A 23,495-nucleotide genomic window follows, 5' to 3' on the forward strand; every position below is an offset into this window, starting at 1 on the left:
CGTCTATGACTGAAGAATGTATCAATCCTTCTTGTCGTAAAAGTCACCATCCCGAACATGTAAAAAAGGATTTAACTACTCGTTTAAATCGTATTGAAGGCCAAATTCGTGGCATTAAAGGCATGGTCGAGAAGGATATATATTGCGACGATATTATTACTCAATTATCTGCTACACAATCTGCTTTAAACAGCGTTGCCAGAGTTTTACTTGATGGTCATTTAAAAGGCTGTGTAAAAGATCGATTAACTGAAGGCGACGATGCTGTACTAGATGAGCTAATTACAACTATACAAAAGCTAATGAGAAAATAAGGAGCGTTTCATCATGACTGAAAAAATTCAATTAAAAGTAGAAGGCATGTCTTGTGGACATTGTGTCAAAGCAGTAGAAAATGGTGTTGGTGAATTAAACGGTGTTGAAACCGTCAATGTAAACTTAGAACAAGGTTTAGTAGATGTAGCTTTTGACGATTTAAAAGTAACAACTGAAAACATTAAAGAAGCGATTGAAGAAGAAGGCTACGTAGTAAAATAATTTTTAATAACTGCATTTTTGCAGTTATTTTTCTCATAGTTTTATACCCCTAACAGGTATACGAAGGAGTTGTTTACTATGACAACTATTAACTCTAAAAACAAAGAAATAACACTTGATATCCAAGGAATGACTTGTGCTGCATGTTCCGCTCGTATTGAACGTGGACTCAATAAACTAGAAGGCGTGGAACAAGCAACTATTAACTTAGCTCTTGAAACTGGACATATTTCCTTTGATAGCGCAGAACTAAACGAAGATGCACTTATAGCAAAAATTCAAAAACTTGGCTATGATGCTGTTGTTCATCAAGAAAATAATGAAAAGGATCACCGCGAAGTAGAAATCGAACGAAAAACACGTGTATTCATCATCTCAGCAATATTTTCTTTACCATTATTGTGGACTATGTTTGCACATTTTTCATTCACAAAGGGTGTTTATGTTCCAGAATTTTTGATGAATCCATATGTTCAGTGGGCTCTTGCTACCATAGTGCAGTTTGGTATTGGTTGGCAATTTTATAAAGGCGCCTATTATGCACTTCGTAATAAAAGTGCCAATATGGATGTTCTTGTTGCATTAGGAACATCCGCTGCCTATTTTTACAGTGTTTATATTGTACTCAAAAACCGTGAACATATTGGTATGTTTCATCTCGATTTATATTTCGAAACGAGCGCAATATTAATCACCTTAATCTTACTTGGTAAGTTATTTGAAGCACGTGCGAAGGGCCATTCATCCGATGCCATTAAAAAACTAATCAAAATACAACCTAAAACTGCATTTGTCGAACGAAACGGTACACCATTGGAAGTACCAATTCGTGAAGTACAATTAGAAGATATTTTAATTATTAAACCTGGTGCGTCTATTCCAGTAGATGCAGTAGTTATTTCTGGAAATTCCGCTGTTAATGAGTCCATGTTAACAGGCGAAAGCTTACCCGTAGATAAATCTACTGGTGACACTATCTATGCAGCAACGTTAAATGAAAACGGGACATTACGAGTACAAGCAAAAAAAGTTGGGAAAGATACCGTTCTTTCAAATATTATCCGTGTTGTTGAAGAAGCACAGGCTTCTAAGGCCCCTATTCAACGACTAGCTGATCAGATCTCAGCCATCTTCGTTCCTATTGTTGTCACTTTAGCTGTTATCACTTTCATCGTTAGCTATTTCTTTTTTACAGATGGCAACTTTACACACTCGCTTGAAAGAATGATTGCTGTTCTTGTTATTGCTTGTCCATGTGCACTTGGATTAGCTACACCAACATCTATAATGGCAGGTTCTGGTCGTGCAGCGGAAAATGGAGTTCTCTTCAAAACAGCCGAAGCACTGGAACATACCAATACGATTGATACAATCGTATTCGACAAAACTGGCACGATTACAAAGGGTGCACCTGTTGTTACAAATTTTTTAGTGCTTAATAAGTACGAGAAAAAAGACATCATTCCCCTTATCGCTGCAGCAGAAAGGAATTCTGAGCATCCAGTCGCAACTGCCATTACAAACTATGGGAAAGATTATGGCGTATTACCTGCTGTTCAAACATTTAAAGCAATTCCAGGAAAAGGAATTGAAGCAACCGTTGAAAACAAACAAATTATTATCGGAACAAGGAAATTATTTACAAATCACGATATTACTATTAATTGCGATAGCAATTTTGAAGATGAAGGTAAAACAGTTATGTATGCAGCCATTGATCATCAACATGTTGCAACAATTGCAGTGGCAGATGAAGTGAAAGAAACTTCTAAAGATGCCATTCATAAACTTCAAAAAATGGGTATCGAAACAATTATGTTGACAGGTGATCAAGTTAAAACAGCCGCTTCTATTGCAAAACAAGTAGGGATTAGCAATGTGATTGCTGGCGTATTACCAACAGAAAAAGCTGCAGAAGTAGAAAAACTTCAAAAGGAAAATCGCCATGTTGCCATGGTTGGGGACGGACTTAATGATGCACCAGCACTTGCGAAAGCTGAAATCGGTATTGCAATGGGAACAGGTACAGATGTTGCCATTGAAGCTGCAGATATTACCGTTATGAAAGGCGATCTCTTAAAAGTAGTTGATGCTGTAAAAATGAGTCGATTAACTGTTCGTAATATTAAACAAAATCTGTTCTGGGCACTTGCCTATAACTCTATTGGTATTCCAATCGCTGCATCTGGATTACTGGCGCCTTGGCTAGCAGGTGCAGCAATGGCATTTAGCTCTGTATCAGTTGTATTAAATGCACTACGATTACAACGAGTTCGATTATAAAGTGAAACTTCTATCAGTGGGGGTTTTCTTCATCCCCCACCTACCTTCTTCACTTGGTCTCTCAATCTTGAGGTGGGGTCTTACTGCCCGTTAATGCTGATAAAAAATGGGGCATATCTTTTTGGATATGCCCCATTTTTCTATATAATTTTTTATTTAAGAATACCATGAAGTTCAGTTAATTCGAACAATCGATCTCCGTGGCGTAAAGCATAACTAAATTCAACAGTTGTATCTTGTTTAGTACCATTTACTGTACTTTTAGCTTTATATTCTTCCATATTTACAGATTCAACTTCAACATTAGTATGTCCAAGTGATTCTAATACTTGAGTTACTTTAAATTTACGTGCAGGCACCAAATCAATTAGTAAAGGAATATCTAAGTCAAGAATGGATTGTGTACCTTCGTTTGTTTTAATAGTAGCGATTGCTGTAATTTCCATCGTTACGAATTCCTCCTTTATCTTAATCACCTTTATTATAGCACTATACAAATTCAACGAATAAAAGCCTCATTATTGAGTGAATAATAACGACTAAATAGCGAAACTTTATCATTGCCGAGACCCAATTGAAATAAGAATAACTTGAAATAGGCTATTTAGATAAATATTTTTCGCTACAACGATTCATTTTTGACACTTTCTATTTGCCAAATATAAAACTTTAGTATTAAACTATCTTTCGTTCTATACTATTTGTATAAAACATATTTTAAGTTTGCCCCCTTCTTTTTAATTTGTGTTTCTTCACTCGTTCAAGGGTAAACTGTATTTGATTACATTCGTATACAGAAAGCAGGGTTATTATGAAAAAATCCATCATCTTGTTGATGTCAGTTCAATTTTTTGTGTACTTAGGATTCGGCTTAATTATCCCCATTTTGCCAGAGGTGGTTGTTCAACAAGGTTTTGCTAAAATGCATGTTGGTGGCTTGTTAACAATTTACTCTCTTGCAAGTTTCTTTACTGCTCCTTTCTGGGGAATGTTAAGCGACAAAATAGGACGAAAAAAACTAATTTTAATAGGGCTACTCGGATTCTGTGTTAGCTTCTTAATGATTTCTTTATTTATGAAATCATTAACAATGCTTTATATTTCCCGAATTATCGGTGGGTTATTCTCAGGTGCTTTATATACTGCAGTTACTGGATTTATCGCTGATATGTCTACAGAGGAAAATCGCAATAAGTATATGGGCTTTATGGGGATGTCAATCGGTCTTGGTTTTATCTTTGGACCTGCATTAGGAGGTTTACTAGGAAAAATAAGTTTAAGTACACCATTTACAGTTTCAAGTATTTTAATCTTCCTACTATTCATCTATGCAATTATCGTTTTAAAGGAACCAGAACGTCATGCAGATACAGAAAAACGATCTATTGTCCCAAAAGGTGCTTCTACACTATTTAAATATCGTGTACGTTATTTATTCTTATTCTCCTTTTTGGTGACGTTTTTACTTGCTGGTGTAGAATCCACACTGCAATTATTCCAAATGGATAAAATTAATATCACAGCTACACAATTAGGTTCTCTATTCCTATTTAGTGGATTTGTAGATTTCATGATTCAAGGTGGTCTTGTACGCCATATTAAGGATGGTACAGAGGTTAAATGGCTTATTGGTGCGCAAGTCGTTACTGCACTCGGCTTATTCATGTTCCCATTTACAAAAAGTTTAGCATTTGCTGGTCTTGCACTTTGCGTATTCACCGCAGGAAATGCATTAGCACGTACATTAAATACTTCCCTTTCTTCTAAAGAAGCTGGTGGAAAATACGGAACTGCAGCTGGTCTTGCCTATTCTATGGATAACATGGGACGCATCATTGGACCATTATTCTTTACATGGATCTTAACAAAACAAGCAAATGTCGTATATGAAATTTCAGGTACATTAGCATTATTAAGTATCCTCATTCTTTTACTATTCAAATCAAGTAAAAAAACATTACGCCAGCAAAACGAAGCGTAATGTTCTAATGACAGTTCAGCATTCTTTATGTGTGCTGAACTTTTTCTTTTAAGTCAGTTTTAGCGTCTGTCAATTCAGGATAAATCTGTTTTACAACCGATGAACGCATCATATATGATGTAATTGCTAATAATGCGATACAAGATCCCAATAAAATCCATTGTGGTTCGACATAATCAAATAATATGCCAAAGATCATTGTTCCTAAAGGCATCATCCCCATTGCCATAGCCTCCAAAATTCCAAACACTCGACCTCGATAGGACTCTTCCACTTCAGTTTGCATCATGACACCGATTGGAGTATTCACAAAGACTCCAAACACCGAAAAACTAAAGAAAATCATAATATAAAAAGTTACGTTTACACTATACGTAAATGCTATCCATAAAGGAATTGCCATTAAACCTAATGTAAATGCCATCAGTAATATAAATCGTTTAGATTGTAATAAAGGGTACTTTGTCTGCTTTCTTGTAGAAAGAAAAATTGAAGCAATCAACATTCCTACCGCTCCAGCTGATTCAATGACACCTATATGCTGGGATTTTATCTTCAACACTTCAACTAGGATAAATGTTCCTCCAACACTTAGTGCTGAGAAAAAGAAATTAATCCATAAAGCAACCAACAATATTGTGGAAACTGATTTCTTTGCTTTTGCATATTGGAAGCCCTCTTTTAAACTTTGGAACATTCCAGTTTCCGCTTCCATTTCATCCCCTTTTTTACTATATAGCTTGAAGTCCATTGTTGCTTCTAATAAGAATGCAAGCAAATAAGCTACCATATGCACCATTAAAAATACTTCAATAGATACAAAACCATACATCATACCACCAATTGCCGGGCCCCCTATCTGTGCGATTGACATGGACATTTGGTTAAATGACATTGCTTTTTGAATTCGTTCCTCATTTACTAAACAAGCAATGGATGATGAAAAAGTTACACTATTAAACGTAGAAGTTATTGCATAAAGTGCGGTTACCACGTAAATAGATGTAACGGTGATTCCAGATGTATAACCGTATATTAATAACCCGCCCATTAACAATACCGTAACGGCTTGTGACGTTAAGATAATCACCTTTTTCGAATATCGATCAGCTAATGAGCCTGCTATTGATGATAAAATGACTCGTGGCAAAATCGAACAAATCAAATTAATCGCAAAACTTGTAGCAGAACCCGTCATTTTCAAAATGTAAAGACTAATGCCAAACGTTAACACATTGGTACCTAATAGTGAAATAATCTTGCTAATTGTAAATGTCCATAAGTGATATGTCGCTTTTTTCAACCTTAATGCCTCTTCCATTTCTCCCTGCTCCCCTTTTGTTTAATCGAATTAAAAAGTTTAATTTAATTAAACAAATAATAACACGCATACCACTTCCTTCGCAAGCAAAAGTTTAATATAATTAAACAAAAGAAAGAAACGAGGTGCATCCATGGATACTCTTGGCAACAGAATTCGAACATTACGCAAACAACGAAAATTAACCTTGGCTGCTCTTGCTGGCGAACACATTACAAAAGGTATGTTAAGTCTAATTGAAAATGATAAAGCAAATCCTTCTATGGAAACCTTACAATATATAGCTGAGCAATTACAGGTTGATGTCAGTTCTTTATTAGAAGAAGTAAGTATAGTGGAATTACGCGACCTATTAGAGAAAGTTGAAGAGATTTATAATGCAAATACACATTTTGAAGATGGTCCACGTCTTGAAATTGCCAATTTGATAAAACCATTTATAGAGGAGCTTCCTGTATGTTATGAGTCTGGAAAGCTATTATCTTACTATGCAAATGTTCAATCTGATTTGAAAATGGACAATTGGGAACAAAGCTTAGAGCGAGGTTTAGCTATGTTCAAAGAGATGAACATGATGAATGAATGGATGAAAATGAAGATTCTTCATTTTTCCATCTATTTTTACGAGCATAATTATGAGCAGGCATTAAAAGTTGGATTAGCTACTGAGGCTGAAGCCAAAAACAATCACTATATGATTGATACGATTACAGTACTGGATCTTCTCTACTATATTGCTGTAACTTATTTAGGAATAAATGAACGGGAAAAGGGATTGGATTATTTACAAAAAGGATTGCAATTATCGAAGAAAAATCGATTATTTTATAAAATAGATGACATTTACCGTGTTGCCTGTTATCAAGCAATCATGGACGGCGATGATAAATCTCGAACACATTATTTCAATAAATTAGAACAGTATGCTACGTTTGCTGAGGACGAACTATCCTATGCTTACATGTTCCTTATACAAATACATTACTATAATTCTTTTGGACACGATTACGAACAAGCATCTGAATTACTTGAACATTATTCCAAAATCAAAGTTGAAGATTTTGCGAACACCTTTTTCTACCTTGTTGAAAAAGGAAAGAATTTATACTATTTATCTCATATTGATGAGGCTCTACAAGAATTAGAAAAACTCAAAGAAATGCCGTCCTATTTGCATCATCCTTATGATTTATCAATGCTTGCAGAAGTCTATTCTTATAAAGCACTTTGTTACGAACAAAAAGGGCAATTATCCAAAGCACTGGAAGAGGCGAAAAAAGGTGTTGATTTTATTGCACCATTTATCGATACCCCATACAAAAAATTTATCAATCAAACATACGACATTCTTTGCCAAAAAGCAGATCAAATATAATAGTCTTATTTTCAGCAAAAAGCCCCCGCTCCTTTTCGCCAATAGGAACGGGGGCTTTCATATCTGACTAAATTTCAGCTAAATCTTGTGCTTCTTTAGAGTTATAAACATCTTTGTCTAATTCTCCTGTAATACGAGCAGTTGTAACACCTGCAACCATAGCATCATTAACATTTAGTGCTGTACGCCCCATATCAATCAGTGGTTCAACAGAGATTAATACACCCGCTAAAGCTACTGGTAGGTTCATAGAGGAAAGTACAATAATGGCTGCGAAAGTTGCACCGCCACCAACACCTGCAACGCCAAATGAACTGATTGCTACCACAAGGATTAGCGTTGCGATAAATCCTGGATCTAATGGATTAATGCCAGCACTTGGAGCAATCATAATAGCTAGCATTGCGGGATACACCCCTGCACAACCATTTTGACCAATTGAAACACCAAAGGATCCTGCAAAGTTTGCGATACCTTCAGAAACTCCCAAACGTTTTGTTTGAGTTTGAATATTAAGTGGTAATGTACCTGCACTTGAACGAGAAGTAAATGCAAATAATAATGTCGGAGCTACTTTCTTAATATAAGTGATTGGGCTCATACCTGTTAAAGCAATGATAATCATATGAACTACAAACATTACTGCTAGTGCCACATATGAAGCTATAACAAATTTACCTAAATTGTAAATCGCACCGAAATCTGATGTAGCAATCGTTGATGTCATGATTGCTAAAATACCGAATGGAGTCAATCGTAAGACAATTTTAACAACTTGCATCACAAGTGCATAAATTGCATCAATACCAGTTTTAATCAAGTCTGCAGTTTTTTCATCTTTTCGTCTTACCCCTAAGTATGCGAAACCTAAAAATGCCGCGAAAATAACAACAGCAATTGTTGATGATGATCGAGCACCAGTTAAATCTAAAAATGGATTTGCTGGCAATAAGTCTAATATTTGTTGAGGCATTGTTTTATCGCCCATGTCTTTTGTTTTTTGGACGATTTCAGCTGCACGTGCATGTTCTGCATCACCTTGCACAAGTTGAGTTGCATCTAAATGGAATCCTAATGCTGAAGCAATTCCAACTGATGCAGCAATTGCAGTAGTCCCTACTAGCATGAACAAAATTAGTGTTGCCATTTTACCGAAGCTTTTTCCGACCACTACTTTTGTAAAAGCTGAGATAATTGAAATAAAGACTAATGGCATTGCTACCATCTGTAGAAGTTTTACATATCCGGAGCCTGCGATGCTAAACCAATCTACAGATTTCATCACAATTTCTGAAGTAGGTCCGTATGTGAAATGTAATATTAAGCCAAAAACAATACCCAGCCCTAAACCTGTGAATACTCGTTTAGAGAATGAAACATGTTTTTTATGCATCATTATGAGTAAACCAATGAGCATTACAAAAACTACTGCATTGAGAACAATCAAAAATGTATCCAAAATAATTCCTCCTAAATTGAATTTTCTATATAAAATACAATCATTAGATTATACTAATAAATCCTATCGGTCAAGTAGGTTTTTAATTACAATAAAAAAATTAAATTTCCAATAATATATAATGATGCTTGTAATTCTTTCTTAATAACTGTTATATACGTTATACTTAAGAGAAGATTATGGAAGAAGGTGAATAAATGGATACGGCCGCTTTATTATCTATAAGTATTTCCGCAAGTTTGATTTTAAATATTTTCCTTGCTCCCATTATTATTTTCTTAGAAAGAAAAGACCCTAGCTCCACATGGGCTTGGATTCTTGTACTATTCTTTTTACCTGTTATAGGATTTATTTTGTACTTACTGTTTGGACGCCAGCTTCGTAAAAAACATCTCTTCCGATGGGAAGGCCGAAAGAAAATAGGGATTGATAAACTAATTGATTATCAAATGGATGCCATCCGTGAAGGTACTTTTGACTATCGATTAGATGATGCAGCACACTATGAAGATTTGATCTACATGAATTTAACAACAAATCACGCAGTACTTACACAAGATAATGAAATCATGATTTATAATGATGGTAGAGATAAATTCAAAAAACTAATAAAAGATATTGATGCTGCAAAACACCATATTCATATTCAGTATTACATCTTTAAGCTGGATCATTTAGGTACACGCATTTTACAATCATTGATTAAAAAAGCGAAACAAGGTGTCAAAGTTCGGCTTTTATATGATGAAATGGGTTCAAGGGGTGTACATAAAAAACAATTCAAAGAACTAATAGAAGCCGGTGGAGAAGTAGAGGTCTTCTTTCCTTCTATACTTCCTCTTATTAACCCTCGTATGAACTATCGTAATCACCGTAAACTTGTCATTATTGATGGACGTATCGGTTATATCGGTGGATTTAATGTAGGTGATGAGTATCTAGGCTTAAAAAAAAGGTTTGGCTATTGGCGAGATACACATTTACGAATTGAAGGTAGTTCAGTTCATCCAATGCAAACACGCTTTCTATTGGATTGGAACCAAGCTTCTAATACAAAAGATATTCAGTACTCTGATCATTACTTTCCTACTATTGCTCGTAAGGGTGAAGTCGGTATACAGATCGTATCAAGTGGCCCAGATTCTGAATGGGAACAAATAAAAAATGGTTATCTAAAATTAATTGGTATGGCAAAAAAATATATCTATATTCAAACACCATATTTTATTCCAGACGATAGTTTTATGGATGCCGTTCGTATTGCTTGCTTATCAGGAATTGATGTTCGCATCATGATTCCTAATAAACCGGATCATATGTTTGTTTATTGGGCAACGTATTCTAATGTTGGTCAATTGATTAAGGCAGGAGCCAAAATTTATATTTACGAAAATGGTTTTTTGCATACAAAGATGATTGTCATCGATGATGAAGCATCTACTGTCGGTACAGCAAATATTGATTTCCGTAGTTTTAAACTTAACTTTGAAGTAAATGCATTCATATACCACCGTGATACTTCACATCAACTAGCAGAACTGTTTGAAGAAGATATGTTATTATCAACCGAACTTACACCAGAATTATATGCAAACCGTTCACGCATTATTAAAATGAAAGAGTCAATTTCTCGCTTACTTTCTCCGATTCTATAAAAGAATAGGAAAATCTGCATGAACAACTACACGTTCCCCTTTGTTTTCCACATATACTAGAAAATTAGTATAGAACCCGTTTGATCGAATATAAAACAAAAAGCTTAAAGTACGTAATGATTTCCGTACTTTAAGCTTTTTCATTCTCATCATTATTTACTAATGCCTAAATAATCTTCTAATGTTTCATTTTTTTCATAAATCTCTGTAGCAATTTTTTTGCCAACATAACGGAAATGCCAAGATTCGTGCATATAACCTGTATTATCTTCTTTCCCCTCTGGGTAACGCATGATAAAACCATAATTATGAGCATTTTTTGCAATCCATTTGCCCGCTTCAGTATCTCCAAATTTATTGTCAGCAAAATCTTCTTCGCTTCCAACTTCTCCAATATCAAAAGCTAAGCCTGTTTGATGTTCAGAATACCCTGGACGTGCACTGTAAGTATCGGCAGCCTTTTTACCATCCCGTTTCACATATGCATTATACAACTCTACTTGTCTATCATAAGAGCGATATGTACTAAAGGCATTAAATTTAAAGCCATCTAATAAAGCTGCTGCATTTAACTCTTCAAAAGCATGACGGGCTTCAACATTTTCTCCTGGTGCAAAATCAGCTGGTAATGGATATTGTTTACTAGCCACCAAAACACCTTGAATATACGTCGCTTTCTTAGGCAACTTTTGCCCCTCTATATAACCACCCGCATCCACCTTTTGCGCCTTTTTAGTAGTTGTAGCAGCAGTCGTATCATGTGTCACTGCTTTTTGTTCGTTTTTAGTAGGATGGTCTTCCGTTTTTTGACCACCACAACCTGCTAATAGACTACCAGAAATAGCAACAATCGATGCTAGAGCAATTGGAAATCTATAATATTTTTTTTTACTCACTTTCATACACCTCTATCAAACTTTTAACATAAACATTATTTCTATAGCAATAAAATACAAAAATCAAATAACCAATACTACGGTCACTTAACTATACAAAAAAACGATATCATACATCAAGATGCATTGATACCGTTTTATACTAAAAAATAATCGTAACTAATACAACTAGAGTTGCAATTCCGAAGAAAGTTGCCATAGCTTTCATCCATTTTGCTTCTTTCTCATAACCTTGTCTTGCCATATCTTTTGCACGGAATGTATTTGTAATGGTAAACATTAGTGATATGAACAGAACAGCTAGGTTAAAGTTTTGTTTAATGACAAAAAAGACGGCAAGAATACTCGTAATAGTTACGAGTACACCTGATATTACTTTTAGGTTCATGTAATAATCCTCCTTATCCAGCTCCACACGTCAGGTAGGCTTTTTTTCCTTATTAAAGGCTTGTAAACTTTAAAATAAAAAATCGAGACAAAGTTCGCCCCGATTTAGTTTAAACCTATTTTTTTGGTTTATTCTTCGCTGATTTTGCAGCTTGTTTTTCTGCTGGCGTTAGTTTTCTATTCTCTTCTGGTGCATTTGCAGCTTCTTTTACTGCTTTTTCAGGGTGTTTTGAATAGAATTTACGGCCTAGGTATGTTTGGAAAATTAAAAGGGCACCACTGACTGACCAGTATAGTGGTAATGCCGCCATACTAGAGAACGAGATGAACATAATCATAATTGGTGAAATGTACATCATCATCTTCATTTGACCTTTTTGTTGCTCTGGTACCGTCCATAATGATACTTGTGCTTGGACAAAGTAAACTATACCAGCAATTATCGTCATAACAACATCTGGTTGACCTAGTTTAAACCATAAGAAGTGATGCGCTTGAACTTCACTAGAATACAAAATTGAATAATACAAGCCCATAATAATCGGCATTTGAATAAGAACAGGAAGACATCCCATATTCATAGGGTTGACATTATGCTTTTTATACAAGCCCATCATTTCTTGTTGCAATGCCATTTGTTCTTCTTTTGTTTTTGCTGCTTTTAATTTCTTTTGGATTTCGTCCATTTCTGGCTTCAATTTATCCATTTTTTCTTTCATGCCTTGCTGATTCTTATAGTTTTTAAGCATGAATGGCATCAATATTAAACGAACAAGAACAGTTATTGTGATAATAGCTGCACCGTAATTACCGGCAAATACAGTATTACCGATGAAATCTAACAGGAACTCCATTGGTTTTACAAAAGTACTATAAAAAAAGCCTTCTTGGTTCTTAACTGAATCACAGCCAGCTAGCACAAATGGCACTAAACCAAGCATCGAGATTAACCCAAGTTTCTTCTTCAATATTTTCACCTACAATTTCTCAAGCTATATTGAAGTATACATTATTTAAAGGATACTAATCAAATCAAAGTCATGCAAAGCATAAATTATATGTAATTATTTTCATTATAAAAGTCTTTCAGGTAATTGGAAGCGAAAATATTCGTAATCTGGACGATCTCTAAAGTGCTTTGGTGTGATGCCAACGTATTTTTTAAAGATGCGAGTATAGTAGCTTTGGTTACAAAAATGGAACTGTTCCGAAATATCAGAAATACTTTTATTTGTATGTCGTAAATAATATTGAGATTCTTCTACTCTACGAACATTTAAGTACTCTACTAGAGTAATACCTACATGTTCTTTAAAAATACGAGATAAGTGACTTGTACTAATAGAAAAGTACAGTGCAATATCTTCTACTGATAGATCTGTTTCAACCTCATCATCGATGTACATAATAACTTTATTGACTGTTTGGTGCTTATATGAAGGTTGTTTTCTTTCTGAGATGACATAAATGTAAAATTCAATTAGCTCATCTGCAAATTGCAAATATTCTGCATCATTTAAGCGATCGTCAATCATCTCTACGCATGCAACATTAAAAGCAAAAACTTTCTTAGATGGCGCTTGATTCTCAATCAATTTTCTTGTGACAACTGATGATAAGATAACAAAATAATGTCTGATTGCTCTAAAAAACTGTTTTCCCGAACGTACTGATAATATATCAAGTAATTCACGCAACGAATCTTTCGCAGCTTTTGCTTCCAATTGATATACTTCTCGCAATAATTGAGCCTCAATATCGAAGAATCTCTCTATGCCCTCGTAGTGATTCATCGTCTCAATTTCTTGGAAATACCTTTTAGAAATAGCCTCTGAAATGGAATATTGTTGTTGTAGCATAAACTCCCCATCTTTCTATAAAGTCACATACTTTTTTATTACATTATTCTTACTATATAACGAAAATGGTAATATGAAAATAGTTTTATTACCCAACTATAAAGAAATTTTACGTATTTTCGTAATGGGACCTTATTCTCAATAAATATACAATTGGAAAATGGATTTTATGCAAAAAAAGTATTATTTTTGTCAAATAAATGAAAAAATAAAAATGTGTTTTTTATGAAATATTTATCTTTATTTTTGGAATGTATCAAACTATAGTATTAATATGGACAAATTCATGTCACATTTTATGTATGAACCTATACAATTATTAGCTATACTTAATTTAATAATTAATCTATAGTAATATGTTGTGAAAGAACTTTTAAGAATGGAAAGAAACGAGGTAGGAATTAATGGATCCACGATCTATCGAGGAATTGATACAAGTTATAAAGGAATTCTTCCCTGATAACACTTCAATCGTTATTTCAGATACAAAAAAATATTTATATTATCAACCAAGTAAGAAAATTGACTTGAAGATAAAACCCGGTGACGAAATACCAGAAGGTTCTGCAACTCAAAAAGCAATTGACTATGGTCAAAAAATAAATTCTTTCATTGAGCCTGAAGTATTCGGTATTCCTTATTATGGAATGAGTATTCCATTAATGGAAGAAGGGGAAACAAAAGGTGCAATCACAGCAATATTCCCACAAAAACCTTCTCCTTTCTTAACAAATTACATCACGATTAAAATTGACGACTGTTGGTACCCAGTAAAACATAATGAAGTCATCTATTTAGAGACTCAACTTCGTAAAACATTCGTCAAAACTATGCAAAAAGAAGGTTACCATCGTTTAAATTTAAGTGATCTTGAGTTATTCTTATCTCCTGATACTTTTATCCGATGCCACCGTTCATATATCGTGAACATTGACTTTATCGAAGAAATTCAACCAGATTCACATTCTACATTCCTACTAATTATGAAGGACGGTACACGAATTCCTGTTAGCCAACGCTATGCAAGTTATTTCCGCCGCTCTTTAGGATTCTAGGAATAATTTCCGCGGATATTATAAAGGAGTTGACCAAAACTATCTTGGTACAACTCCTTTTCTCTTTTACTCGACAAATTTCTGCCTGATTCGTTTTTTAAACCCTTTCATGCTCTTATAAACAAAATGTGACATTTCGGTGATAATATTAAAAATGGTAATATAATTATTCTAATAACTTATACTCCAAGTAGAATCTTTTTACAGAATTGATATAAAATTTTCCGTTAAATAGAAGGAGAGATTTCCGTGACAGTAAAAATGGAAGAAAGACTTCGTAATTCCGAACTTGCAAAAAAAGTAATGTCAGCTGATGAAGCTGCCCTAATCATTAAAGATGGAATGACACTTGGACTAAGTGGATTCACTCGCGCTGGTGATGCGAAAGCTATTCCTATGGCACTAGTAGAACGTGCAAAATCAGAAGACTTTAAAGTAAATGTATTCACAGGTGCTTCTTTAGGTTCAGACATTGATGCTTTAATGTCTGATGCCGGTATCGTTAACAAACGTTTACCATTCCAACTAGATCGTACAATGCGTGGTCATATTAACAAAGCTGATATGCTATTTGTTGACCAACATTTATCAGTAACTGCTGAATATTTACGTCAAAATGCAATTAATAAAATTGACGTTGCTGTTGTTGAAGCAGTAGCTGTAACAGAAGACGGTATGTTAATCCCAACAACTTCTGTTGGTAACTCACCTATTTACATTCAAAATGCTGATAAAGTTATTATCGAATTAAACTTAGCTTCTTATCCACAACTAGAAGGTATTCATGATATTTATGTACCAGAAGCACAAGGTGAACGTGGTCCAATTCCATTAATCCATGCTTCAGATCGTATCGGTACAATCGGTATTCCTTTAGATTTAGATAAAGTGGCTGCAGTTGTAATTACAGATCAACCAGATTCACCAACTACAATCACACCAATTGACCCAGGAACTCAACAAATCGCAGACCACATTCTTGATTTCTTCCGTAATGAGATTAAAGAAGGCCGATTAACTGAAACATTAGCTCCACTTCAATCAGGTGTTGGTTCTGTTGCCAATGCTGTACTTGGTGGTATGGCAAACTCTGAATTCAAAGATTTAGAAGTATATTCTGAAGTACTTCAAGATGCAGTATTCGACTTAATCGATGCTGGCAAAGTTAAGTTTGCTTCAGGTTGCGCAACTTCATTAACAGCTGAAAAAATGGAATCTGTATACGGTAACTTAGACAAATACAAAGAAAAACTTGTATTACGTCCTCAAGAAATTTCGAACCACCCAGAATTAGTTCGTCGTATGGGCTTAATCGCGATGAATACAGCTCTTGAGTTCGATATTTACGGAAACGTAAACTCTACTCACGTATTAGGTACAAAAATGATGAACGGTATTGGTGGTTCAGGCGACTTCGCTCGTGCTGCTCGTATTTCCATTTTCATTACAAAATCAGATGCTAAAGATGGTAAAATTTCATCAGTAGTTCCATTTGTATCACACGTTGATCACTCAGAACATGATGTTGACGTCGTTGTTACAGAACAAGGTCTTGCAGACTTACGTGGTTTAGCTCCTCGTGAACGTGCGGAACTTATCATTGAAAACTGCGTACACCCTGCATTTAAACCTGCTCTACGTGCATATTTCGAAGAAGCAAAAGAACGTGGTGGACAGACTCCTCACGTTTTAGAAAAAGCATTATCATTCCACACAAACTTAGCAAAATACGGAACAATGCTTCCTGAAGAAAACTAAGAGTGACTTTTAATCGTTAAAGAACGATATAATATAAAAAGACTCAGCAATTATGCTGAGTCTTTTTTTGAATTTAATGTTCTTAGTTTTGATCATTTGGAGGTTTTACACCATTCAAATGTTCATGTTGTTCTTCGTTTTCATAATGAATTGCAGTTGCAGAACCTTCATAAATCATTTTGGTATCATCATCGTTATAAGTATGATGTGCGTTTGCATAGCCATCCGCTGTTGTTGTATTAATCGCATCTCCTGCTACTTCAACAGATGAATCAGAGAGTTTGTCTATAAACTCATTTAGTTTGTTCTTTGTGCAACTAAATGCTTCTACTGCCTTATCACGATTTTCCTTTTTACGAAAATAAGCATATGCACCTGCTGCAAGTCCTGCTATTAATAAAGATTTGCCTTTTGCCATCTTCATCATTCCCTCCCATTTTACCGTTCTAAAATAACTATACCCCATTTTTTAGAAAATACACATTTTCATGCGATATTATAATTATTTGTCACATTTACACACCATATCAATATGTGGTAAGCATTCAAACTCATATGGTTCAGAAATTGCTTCAAAGCCAAATTTACCATAAAAGTTTTGAAGATACGCCTGTGCTTGTATAAACAAATCATATTCTGGCCATTCTCTATCAGTTACCGCAATGACTCTTTTTAACAGTTCTTGTGCTAGACCTGTACCACGAGCTTCTGGTAGAACAATTACACGACCAAATGATGCCATGTTTTCATATTTTTCATTTGGAGGAACGGCTCTTGCATATGCAATGAGTTTACCATCTTCTTCATATGTAATATGAATACTATTTTGGTCATGATTATCTAGATCTTCATAATAAGCTTCTTGTTCAACAACAAAGATATTAATTCTTAATTGAATAATTTTATATAATTCTTCAGTCGATAGTTCTTCAAAGCGTTGTTCTTTCCATGCCACTTTGCATCACTCCTCTAGCACCATTATTCCACAAATACTATTTCTTTTCGAATAAAATACGTCACATCAATCATTTAACTTAAAAACTGCTTACGACACTAAATATATGCTAAGTAGTTCTGTGACTATTGCCAATGCTATTTATCTGCTATCATTAAAAGAAACGATGTATGTATTTAACGGAAGTGTGGTTATGCTCAATGAATGAGGCCCATCATTCAAATAAACAAACAAAAGGAACTTTAACAAGAGAGAAGATTGTCCAAACTGCCCGCAATCTTTTTTATAAAAAGGGCTACGATGCTACTTCTACCTCAATCATCGCAAAAGAGGTCGGTGTATCTGAAGCAGCTTTGTATAAATACTTTAAAGGAAAGATGGAGCTATTATTAGCAACTGTCGAACCCAAGTGGTTAGATTTTCAAGAAGAAAACCATTACCATGAATTATCTGATCATGAACTTTTACATGTATGGACTGAAGAGCTTTTAGACAACGTTTTTTACAATCGTCCACAATATACAATACTATTCAATGAATCCGCTATACACCCAGAACTTTCAGAACAATATATTGCCAACATTCATAGAATGTCCTTTGCAGACCAGGAACTTATAAAACGAATGGATGAAGAAAGTTTACCTAAACTCGATTTAATACTCTTTCAAGTAGGTATTATCGGCGCATTGCTCGCCATGATCACGCATAAGCGTATTTATGATCATACTCTCCATTTAGATGAATTCCCTGCAGATATTCGACAGACTATTATAGGTATTGTTGAAGGCCAGTTATTCAAATAAAGTGAAACTTCCATCAGTGGGGTTTTCTTCATCCCCCATAAAAAAAAGAACTCAGTTTAATTTCGCCACGTCCTATGGCAACAACTGAGTGTCCAACATCCTGTTGGACCGAACCAATCGGGCTTTTACGGGCAGTTATCCCCCACCTATCATCTTTGCTTTTCTCTCAATCTTGAGGTGGGGGTATTACTGCCCGTTAATGCCGGATAAATTCTTTCGAAGTTATTACCTTTGCTGAATAAAAGACAAAAGGAGCTCTCCTTACAACGGATTAAGCGAGAACTCCTTTCGTATTATATTACAGATTGGTCACTATAAGTTGAGTCAGATACTTCTACCTTCGGCTTACGTACGAAACAAATAATTGCAGCAATGTAATAGATGAGAGAGGTAGGTGAAAGAATACCAGCAAAAACAGCAGCAATAATAAACATAGCTCCTGCCAAATTTGCCGTTTTATCTTTTACCCTCGCGACTTGTACCATAGCAATAATGCCCACTATAAAGCTTATGATAAAGAATATGATAATAAACCATGCAGTAGGTCCAAAAAAGTTTATAATTGACAACATGCTATCAGAAAAACTTTGCATGTCTACATCTTGAAATTGTGGATCTTCTGATAATTGCTTTTGGAATTCTGCAATGAATTCATCTTGCGCTTGGGTATTATTTTGGAATTCATTTATAAAAACCAGCATAAGGCCCATAAATCCAATTGCAATTATATTGAAAAATGAGCCAATAACTCCAAATACAATTTCAATTGTTCTTTTCACTCAATCACCTCAATTTTATTGTTATAGATTACTATACGTGACTCACTCTGAAAAGTTTCGAAATTTTTCATTCCCCAAAAAAAGCCATCTTATAAGTAATTTTCTATACTTAAAAGACAGCCATTTTAGATTCTTTTATTCTATCCCGACACAGCGACTAGCCACCACTGCTTTAAACCTAAGCTTTTACATCATCATATTCGTGTGATGTTTCAAAAGCTTTTACAACATATGAACAAACCGCATCAATTTTATACTCATTTTCACGAGCATAATCTGCAGCTCGGTCTAGTAATTGTTTAGCAATGCCTTGACCACGTAATGAACCATCAACATAAGTATGGTCTACTACCATGACATCCCCTAACTGTGTCCAAATAATTTCTGCTACTACTTGCCCATCTTTTTTATTTTCGAAAGCATATTCTTCATGACTTCTATTACTTAATTGAAATTCCATTTAATAACACCCCCATATTTTAAAATATAGTTTAGCACATTTTATTCTTGTAATGATAGTAGACGTAATTTTGCTTCAAGTATTTTACGTCGAGATTTCAATTACAATTTAACTGTCATTCGGTTCAGAACTACAGATGCGTTGTATAAAAGAGAAACGAGCATTTCCTCTTTTATATTTAAAATCCTTACATAGCATAAGCTACGTAAGGATTTATTAATACATAACAAGTATTAGCCAAAAATGCTACTAATACCATCAATTATTTTTTGGAAGAAGTTTTTCACACTCGCCCAGAAGCCTGAATCACTTTTTATATCTTCATTGATCTTGCCTAATTGGTCTTTGATATGCCCACTTAAATCATCCAATTGTGTAGACCATTTACTAAAGTCAATATCAAGTTTACTAATTTTATTCATAAGATCAATTAACAGTTGACGGTCTTTATCACTTAAATTGATTTCTAACTTTTGTAGTTGTTCATCGACGATTTTTTCAACGTCTGCTTTTGTAGCAGGGTTTTGTTCTGCGATTTGCTTTTTAATATCTGTTAATAGTTGACTAACTTTTTCGTTATCGACCCCAGAATTTTGGGCAATGTCAGTGGCAACTGATAATTCTTGGTTTGCTACATCTGTACGATCTTTGTCTAATTTTTTTCCTGTTGTTACTTCATATGCCTTGTAGATACCAGCTAACGCTGAATGACCCGTTACTTTTTTAGGAGCTGCAACTTCAACAGTTGCATCCTCAATCCCCGCTGTTAACATCGCGTTAGAGTACATATCAGCTGTTACTTCAGTAATGTTCTCAGGTGTCACGATATTAATGACTAAACCCGAACCAGCATCTTTTGGTGTAATTTTAGCTGATGAATAAAGACGTGCACTAGAATTTCCATTTTCAATATATTTGGCAATGTCTGCACCTGTAATTGTAATTTCTTGAATATCAGAATTATTTGCAACGCCTAAACTATTTTTTACGCTTGCTTTTTCGCTTTCTGATAGACTTCCACCGTAGACTACGATTGGAACACCTAATTTTTCATTAACTACTTCATCTGACGATTGCGATGAATTAGTACTTGCATAGCTCGTTGTTGGCGCAACTACAGCAGTTGTTAAACACATAGCTGCTACCACAGCAAATATTTGTTTTTTCATTAATTAATTTCCCCCTTAAACCTTTTGTTACTTATTCGTGTACAGTTTATGCTGCCTACTTGCTATTAATTTTGAATATACGTATTAGACCCTCAATAATAATACGTCAAAAAGAGCAAAAAGTTTCTGAAAGCGGCTAAAACTTTCTCCTTTTGCTCTTTAGTTCACTTATTTAATTAGAGTCCAGCCGTCTTCTTGTTCGATACGATCGGCTTTCATCAAAGTACCCAATGCACGTTTAAATGCACCTTTACTCATATGGAACATTTCTTTAATTTCATCAGGCGAAGATTTATCACCAAATGGCATTTTACCGCCAACTTCTTGAAGATACTTAAAGATTTGCTCAGCATCATCTGATAATCGTTCATATTTACGTGGAAGCATAGAAGCATTAATGGTACCATCTTCTTTTACTTCAATAACACGTACATTAACATCTGAGCCTAGACGAGGTTCTGCTCCACGTTCAGATTCATGAACGAAAATACGATACGGTTTATCTACACCGAGTAAAAATGTTCCAACTGGCAATACACGATAAGGGCGAGCTAAAATATTCTTATTAAATAGTTCTGGTTCTGCATCTTCATACATTTCTAATACTTTTTCTTCCGTAATAAGACGACCAAATAGGCCACCTTCACGGTCTGTACGCAATGTGATATAAAGATGTTGTCCAGGTTCTGGCCAAAGCGGTTTTAATTTTGGTAAATCTTCAGCAGGAACAAGTACTTCTCTTGAAGTACCGATATCCACATAAGCACCTTCACGATCTTTTACATGTAGTACACGTGCCCATCCATATTCGTCTTTACGAATATGCGGTATCGCTGTTGTTGCAGATAGATTTCCTCTACGATCTGCATACAAAAACACTTCTATTTTGTCATTAACTTTTAACGGTTCGATTACTTCAGAAGCATTTAACGGAATATCTAATTCATCGTTTGTTAATATATACTTAGATTCTTGTTGTTCTTTTACTACTAATTTTACTACCTCACCTGATTGTAATTCTGCCATATTTCTTGCTCCTTTCATATGACATGTATTATTCACCTGTATGAGCTTTTAGCTCTTCCAATTTGTGAATAAAATCGGGGTTCTCTTCTAAAACTTGTATGAGATCAGCAATGCATTCAATGGAATTCCAGCTCAAATGATGCTCGATTCCTTCTACATCATTGTATATTCGTTCTTCATCCACACCAATAAGTCTTAAAAACTGCTCCAATAAGCTATGTCTCTCTACTAATCGTTTTCCTAACTTTAAGCCTTTTGCTGTTAAAGTTAAGCCTCTATAGCGTTCGTATATTAAATAACCATCTTTATCAAGTTTCTGAACCATTTTGGTAACAGAGGAAGGAAGAACTGACAATGCTTCTGCGATGTCCGATACACGTGCATAACCTTTCTGGTCAATTAGTAAATAGATTTGTTCGATGTGATCTTCCATACTCGGTGTCGGCATCTCAATTCCCTCTCTTTCGATTTCCTATCTCTCTAGTTTACTACATGAAACTACAAAACGTAACAATAAGCACAAAACAGTTGTATTTTATTCATAAATTAATGAGATGCGTTCTCGCCGAAAACAAGTATTACATTAATAACTTTCCATTTCAATGAGTATTATTGAATCTTAGCATAAATACAAGTATCACGAAGCGTTTTTCCATCAGCTGATCTACTATCTTGTTTTAATATACCTTCTAATTCAAATTGTGCACGACTTGCTACAGCCCGACTTCTAATATTATCACTATCACAGCGAATTTCCAGACGTTTAGCTCTTAATTCTTCAAAGGCAAATTGAGAAATTCTTTGAACAGCTTCCGTCATATAGCCTTTTCCTTCAAATCGTGCGTCTAACCAATAACCAATTTCAAATTTCGGAATTGTCCAATCGATATTATGTAATCCTGTAGAACCGACAAATTCTCCACTATCCTTCAGAAATACATGTAATCTTAAATCTTTTCTTGTGACAAAATCACCAATTGCCTGACGAATGTTTTCTCTCGTTTTTTCTTTTTCAGGCAATGTCTGTGCCCAATTCATAAAAGGCTTTAATGTTTTGGCAGAATGTACGATTGCTTCCCAAACAGTATCTACATCTTCCATAATAGGCATTCTAATGATTAGCCTTTCTGACTCAAAGCTACTTGGAAAATCCCAATTTTCTTTATAATTGATCGTATCAATTTTGACCTCGTCATCCCAGCTAACAGGTGTTGTTTTTCCTTCTAAATAATCTTGGCGTGTAATACCATACGTAATGGCATCGTAATATGCATTTTCCTTAGGAACGTACCAAGCTTGTCGTAAATGCGCTTCTTTTACAAAACCAGCATTTTCAAATGTCTTACGCATGGCAATATTATCTTGTCTAGTATGACCTTCTAAGCGTATTTTATTGTTCGGCAATGAAAAAACATATTCACTTATTAATTTTAAAGCTTTGGTACCATAACCTACTCCTCGCCATTTTCCAGCTATACGTAAGTCAAATAGCGGAATGTCATCTTGCAGGTCATATATTTTCACCATTCCCACTTGTAGGTCGTCATCGTTTACAAGCCAAAATGTTTTAGATTCATCTGATTCATAGCCACCTTCATCAATTGCTTTTTCAACAATATCTCGAGCAGGATGTGAATTTTCATGGTATGGCCATACGTTTGTTGTCATAAACTCAATAAGTTGCTCTTGTTCTTCCATTGTCCATTCGATTAATTTCACAATAGTTAACCCCCGATT

General features: G+C 34.8%; 24 protein-coding genes. 9 read left to right on the forward strand and 15 right to left on the reverse strand.

Annotated elements, in window-relative coordinates:
- Positions 1-5: 5 nt before the first annotated feature.
- The 3 genes from Q8X41_RS10910 to Q8X41_RS10920 all read left to right on the forward strand — a co-directional run bounded on the left by Q8X41_RS10910 (position 6) and on the right by Q8X41_RS10920 (position 2,820).
- Positions 6-314 carry a metal-sensing transcriptional repressor gene (locus Q8X41_RS10910; RefSeq protein ID WP_397536371.1) on the forward strand — a complete coding sequence of 103 codons (309 nt, stop codon included), beginning with the start codon at positions 6-8 and terminating at the stop codon, positions 312-314.
- Positions 315-327: 13 nt separating this feature from the next.
- Complete coding sequence (gene copZ / locus Q8X41_RS10915; RefSeq protein WP_397536372.1) at positions 328-537, forward strand: copper chaperone CopZ; 210 nt, start codon at positions 328-330, stop codon at positions 535-537.
- A gap of 78 nt (positions 538-615) precedes the next feature.
- Positions 616-2,820 (forward strand): heavy metal translocating P-type ATPase, encoded by a 2,205-nt coding sequence (locus Q8X41_RS10920; protein ID WP_397536373.1) that lies wholly within the window; start codon positions 616-618, stop codon positions 2,818-2,820.
- A gap of 152 nt (positions 2,821-2,972) precedes the next feature.
- On the opposite strand, the gene Q8X41_RS10925 is transcribed toward Q8X41_RS10920, so the two are convergent.
- Positions 2,973-3,266: a hypothetical protein gene (locus Q8X41_RS10925; protein ID WP_397536374.1), complete on the reverse strand. Its 294-nt coding sequence runs from the start codon at positions 3,264-3,266 to the stop codon at positions 2,973-2,975.
- Between the two features lie 365 nt (positions 3,267-3,631).
- Here Q8X41_RS10925 and Q8X41_RS10930 point away from each other — a divergent pair, with 365 nt between their 5' ends.
- Positions 3,632-4,801 (forward strand): MFS transporter, encoded by a 1,170-nt coding sequence (locus Q8X41_RS10930; RefSeq protein WP_397536375.1) that lies wholly within the window; start codon positions 3,632-3,634, stop codon positions 4,799-4,801.
- A gap of 25 nt (positions 4,802-4,826) precedes the next feature.
- Here Q8X41_RS10930 and Q8X41_RS10935 read toward each other — a convergent pair whose 3' ends face one another.
- Positions 4,827-6,104, reverse strand: a complete 1,278-nt coding sequence (locus Q8X41_RS10935) for an MFS transporter (RefSeq protein WP_397536376.1) — start codon at positions 6,102-6,104, stop codon at positions 4,827-4,829.
- Between the two features lie 151 nt (positions 6,105-6,255).
- Here Q8X41_RS10935 and Q8X41_RS10940 point away from each other — a divergent pair, with 151 nt between their 5' ends.
- Complete coding sequence (locus Q8X41_RS10940; protein WP_397536377.1) at positions 6,256-7,497, forward strand: helix-turn-helix domain-containing protein; 1,242 nt, start codon at positions 6,256-6,258, stop codon at positions 7,495-7,497.
- 67 nt (positions 7,498-7,564) lie between these two features.
- Here Q8X41_RS10940 and Q8X41_RS10945 read toward each other — a convergent pair whose 3' ends face one another.
- Positions 7,565-8,914 carry an L-cystine transporter gene (locus tag Q8X41_RS10945; protein ID WP_397540248.1) on the reverse strand — a complete coding sequence of 450 codons (1,350 nt, stop codon included), beginning with the start codon at positions 8,912-8,914 and terminating at the stop codon, positions 7,565-7,567.
- Positions 8,915-9,153: 239 nt separating this feature from the next.
- Between Q8X41_RS10945 and cls the strand changes: the two genes are divergently transcribed.
- A complete protein-coding gene (gene cls, locus Q8X41_RS10950) occupies positions 9,154-10,611 on the forward strand; it encodes a cardiolipin synthase (RefSeq protein WP_397536378.1) in 1,458 nt (485 codons plus the stop codon).
- Between the two features lie 152 nt (positions 10,612-10,763).
- On the opposite strand, the gene Q8X41_RS10955 is transcribed toward cls, so the two are convergent.
- The 4 genes from Q8X41_RS10955 to Q8X41_RS10970 form a co-directional block, all read right to left on the reverse strand.
- Positions 10,764-11,507, reverse strand: coding sequence for a D-alanyl-D-alanine carboxypeptidase family protein (locus Q8X41_RS10955; RefSeq protein ID WP_397536379.1), 744 nt, complete (start codon positions 11,505-11,507; stop codon positions 10,764-10,766).
- 142 nt (positions 11,508-11,649) lie between these two features.
- Entirely contained in the window at positions 11,650-11,895 is a 246-nt protein-coding gene (locus Q8X41_RS10960) for a hypothetical protein (protein ID WP_397536380.1), read from the reverse strand.
- A gap of 115 nt (positions 11,896-12,010) precedes the next feature.
- Positions 12,011-12,862: a membrane protein insertase YidC gene (yidC, locus tag Q8X41_RS10965; RefSeq protein WP_397536381.1), complete on the reverse strand. Its 852-nt coding sequence runs from the start codon at positions 12,860-12,862 to the stop codon at positions 12,011-12,013.
- 105 nt (positions 12,863-12,967) lie between these two features.
- The gene (locus tag Q8X41_RS10970; protein WP_397536382.1) at positions 12,968-13,753 is read right to left on the reverse strand and encodes a helix-turn-helix transcriptional regulator; all 786 of its coding nucleotides are present in this window, start codon (positions 13,751-13,753) and stop codon (positions 12,968-12,970) included.
- 404 nt (positions 13,754-14,157) lie between these two features.
- Between Q8X41_RS10970 and Q8X41_RS10975 the strand changes: the two genes are divergently transcribed.
- Positions 14,158-14,808, forward strand: a complete 651-nt coding sequence (locus tag Q8X41_RS10975; protein WP_397536383.1) for a LytTR family DNA-binding domain-containing protein — start codon at positions 14,158-14,160, stop codon at positions 14,806-14,808.
- A gap of 261 nt (positions 14,809-15,069) precedes the next feature.
- Positions 15,070-16,566, forward strand: a complete 1,497-nt coding sequence (locus tag Q8X41_RS10980; RefSeq protein ID WP_397540249.1) for a succinate CoA transferase — start codon at positions 15,070-15,072, stop codon at positions 16,564-16,566.
- Positions 16,567-16,648: 82 nt separating this feature from the next.
- On the opposite strand, the gene Q8X41_RS10985 is transcribed toward Q8X41_RS10980, so the two are convergent.
- Entirely contained in the window at positions 16,649-16,984 is a 336-nt protein-coding gene (locus Q8X41_RS10985; RefSeq protein WP_397536384.1) for a hypothetical protein, read from the reverse strand.
- A gap of 84 nt (positions 16,985-17,068) precedes the next feature.
- On the reverse strand, positions 17,069-17,521 hold the full coding sequence (locus tag Q8X41_RS10990) for a GNAT family N-acetyltransferase (RefSeq protein WP_397536385.1): 453 nt from the start codon (positions 17,519-17,521) through the stop codon (positions 17,069-17,071).
- Positions 17,522-17,691: 170 nt separating this feature from the next.
- Here Q8X41_RS10990 and Q8X41_RS10995 point away from each other — a divergent pair, with 170 nt between their 5' ends.
- Positions 17,692-18,324, forward strand: coding sequence for a TetR/AcrR family transcriptional regulator (locus tag Q8X41_RS10995; RefSeq protein WP_397536386.1), 633 nt, complete (start codon positions 17,692-17,694; stop codon positions 18,322-18,324).
- 293 nt (positions 18,325-18,617) lie between these two features.
- On the opposite strand, the gene Q8X41_RS11000 is transcribed toward Q8X41_RS10995, so the two are convergent.
- From Q8X41_RS11000 to Q8X41_RS11025, 6 genes are all read right to left on the reverse strand, one after another.
- Positions 18,618-19,103 carry a DUF4064 domain-containing protein gene (locus Q8X41_RS11000; RefSeq protein WP_397536387.1) on the reverse strand — a complete coding sequence of 162 codons (486 nt, stop codon included), beginning with the start codon at positions 19,101-19,103 and terminating at the stop codon, positions 18,618-18,620.
- 178 nt (positions 19,104-19,281) lie between these two features.
- On the reverse strand, positions 19,282-19,563 hold the full coding sequence (locus tag Q8X41_RS11005; protein WP_397536388.1) for a GNAT family N-acetyltransferase: 282 nt from the start codon (positions 19,561-19,563) through the stop codon (positions 19,282-19,284).
- Positions 19,564-19,796: 233 nt separating this feature from the next.
- Complete coding sequence (locus Q8X41_RS11010) at positions 19,797-20,732, reverse strand: DUF1002 domain-containing protein (protein WP_397536389.1); 936 nt, start codon at positions 20,730-20,732, stop codon at positions 19,797-19,799.
- A gap of 168 nt (positions 20,733-20,900) precedes the next feature.
- Positions 20,901-21,758, reverse strand: a complete 858-nt coding sequence (locus tag Q8X41_RS11015; protein WP_397536390.1) for a S1 RNA-binding domain-containing protein — start codon at positions 21,756-21,758, stop codon at positions 20,901-20,903.
- Positions 21,759-21,786: 28 nt separating this feature from the next.
- Complete coding sequence (gene mntR, locus Q8X41_RS11020) at positions 21,787-22,206, reverse strand: transcriptional regulator MntR (protein WP_397536391.1); 420 nt, start codon at positions 22,204-22,206, stop codon at positions 21,787-21,789.
- Between the two features lie 161 nt (positions 22,207-22,367).
- On the reverse strand, positions 22,368-23,477 hold the full coding sequence (locus Q8X41_RS11025; protein WP_397536392.1) for a GNAT family N-acetyltransferase: 1,110 nt from the start codon (positions 23,475-23,477) through the stop codon (positions 22,368-22,370).
- Positions 23,478-23,495: the final 18 nt, after the last annotated feature.

Source organism: Rummeliibacillus pycnus (assembly GCF_044359855.1).
In the GTDB taxonomy this organism is placed as follows: Bacteria; Bacillota; Bacilli; order Bacillales_A; family Planococcaceae; genus Rummeliibacillus; species Rummeliibacillus pycnus_A.

What these genes read in the sequence shown, in the direction of transcription:
- Q8X41_RS10910 (WP_397536371.1), top strand. Translation starts at nt 6, where the DNA reads ATGACTGAAGAATGTATCAATCCTTCTTGTCGTAAAAGTCACCATCCC.
- copZ (WP_397536372.1), top strand. Translation starts at nt 328, where the DNA reads ATGACTGAAAAAATTCAATTAAAAGTAGAAGGCATGTCTTGTGGACAT.
- Q8X41_RS10920 (WP_397536373.1), top strand. Translation starts at nt 616, where the DNA reads ATGACAACTATTAACTCTAAAAACAAAGAAATAACACTTGATATCCAA.
- Q8X41_RS10925 (WP_397536374.1), bottom strand. Translation starts at nt 3,266, where the DNA reads ATGGAAATTACAGCAATCGCTACTATTAAAACAAACGAAGGTACACAA.
- Q8X41_RS10930 (WP_397536375.1), top strand. Translation starts at nt 3,632, where the DNA reads ATGAAAAAATCCATCATCTTGTTGATGTCAGTTCAATTTTTTGTGTAC.
- Q8X41_RS10940 (WP_397536377.1), top strand. Translation starts at nt 6,256, where the DNA reads ATGGATACTCTTGGCAACAGAATTCGAACATTACGCAAACAACGAAAA.
- Q8X41_RS10945 (WP_397540248.1), bottom strand. Translation starts at nt 8,914, where the DNA reads ATGCTCATTGGTTTACTCATAATGATGCATAAAAAACATGTTTCATTC.
- cls (WP_397536378.1), top strand. Translation starts at nt 9,154, where the DNA reads ATGGATACGGCCGCTTTATTATCTATAAGTATTTCCGCAAGTTTGATT.
- Q8X41_RS10960 (WP_397536380.1), bottom strand. Translation starts at nt 11,895, where the DNA reads ATGAACCTAAAAGTAATATCAGGTGTACTCGTAACTATTACGAGTATT.
- Q8X41_RS10970 (WP_397536382.1), bottom strand. Translation starts at nt 13,753, where the DNA reads ATGCTACAACAACAATATTCCATTTCAGAGGCTATTTCTAAAAGGTAT.
- Q8X41_RS10975 (WP_397536383.1), top strand. Translation starts at nt 14,158, where the DNA reads ATGGATCCACGATCTATCGAGGAATTGATACAAGTTATAAAGGAATTC.
- Q8X41_RS10980 (WP_397540249.1), top strand. Translation starts at nt 15,070, where the DNA reads ATGGAAGAAAGACTTCGTAATTCCGAACTTGCAAAAAAAGTAATGTCA.
- Q8X41_RS10985 (WP_397536384.1), bottom strand. Translation starts at nt 16,984, where the DNA reads ATGGCAAAAGGCAAATCTTTATTAATAGCAGGACTTGCAGCAGGTGCA.
- Q8X41_RS10995 (WP_397536386.1), top strand. Translation starts at nt 17,692, where the DNA reads ATGTATTTAACGGAAGTGTGGTTATGCTCAATGAATGAGGCCCATCAT.
- Q8X41_RS11005 (WP_397536388.1), bottom strand. Translation starts at nt 19,563, where the DNA reads ATGGAATTTCAATTAAGTAATAGAAGTCATGAAGAATATGCTTTCGAA.
- Q8X41_RS11010 (WP_397536389.1), bottom strand. Translation starts at nt 20,732, where the DNA reads ATGAAAAAACAAATATTTGCTGTGGTAGCAGCTATGTGTTTAACAACT.
- Q8X41_RS11015 (WP_397536390.1), bottom strand. Translation starts at nt 21,758, where the DNA reads ATGGCAGAATTACAATCAGGTGAGGTAGTAAAATTAGTAGTAAAAGAA.
- mntR (WP_397536391.1), bottom strand. Translation starts at nt 22,206, where the DNA reads ATGCCGACACCGAGTATGGAAGATCACATCGAACAAATCTATTTACTA.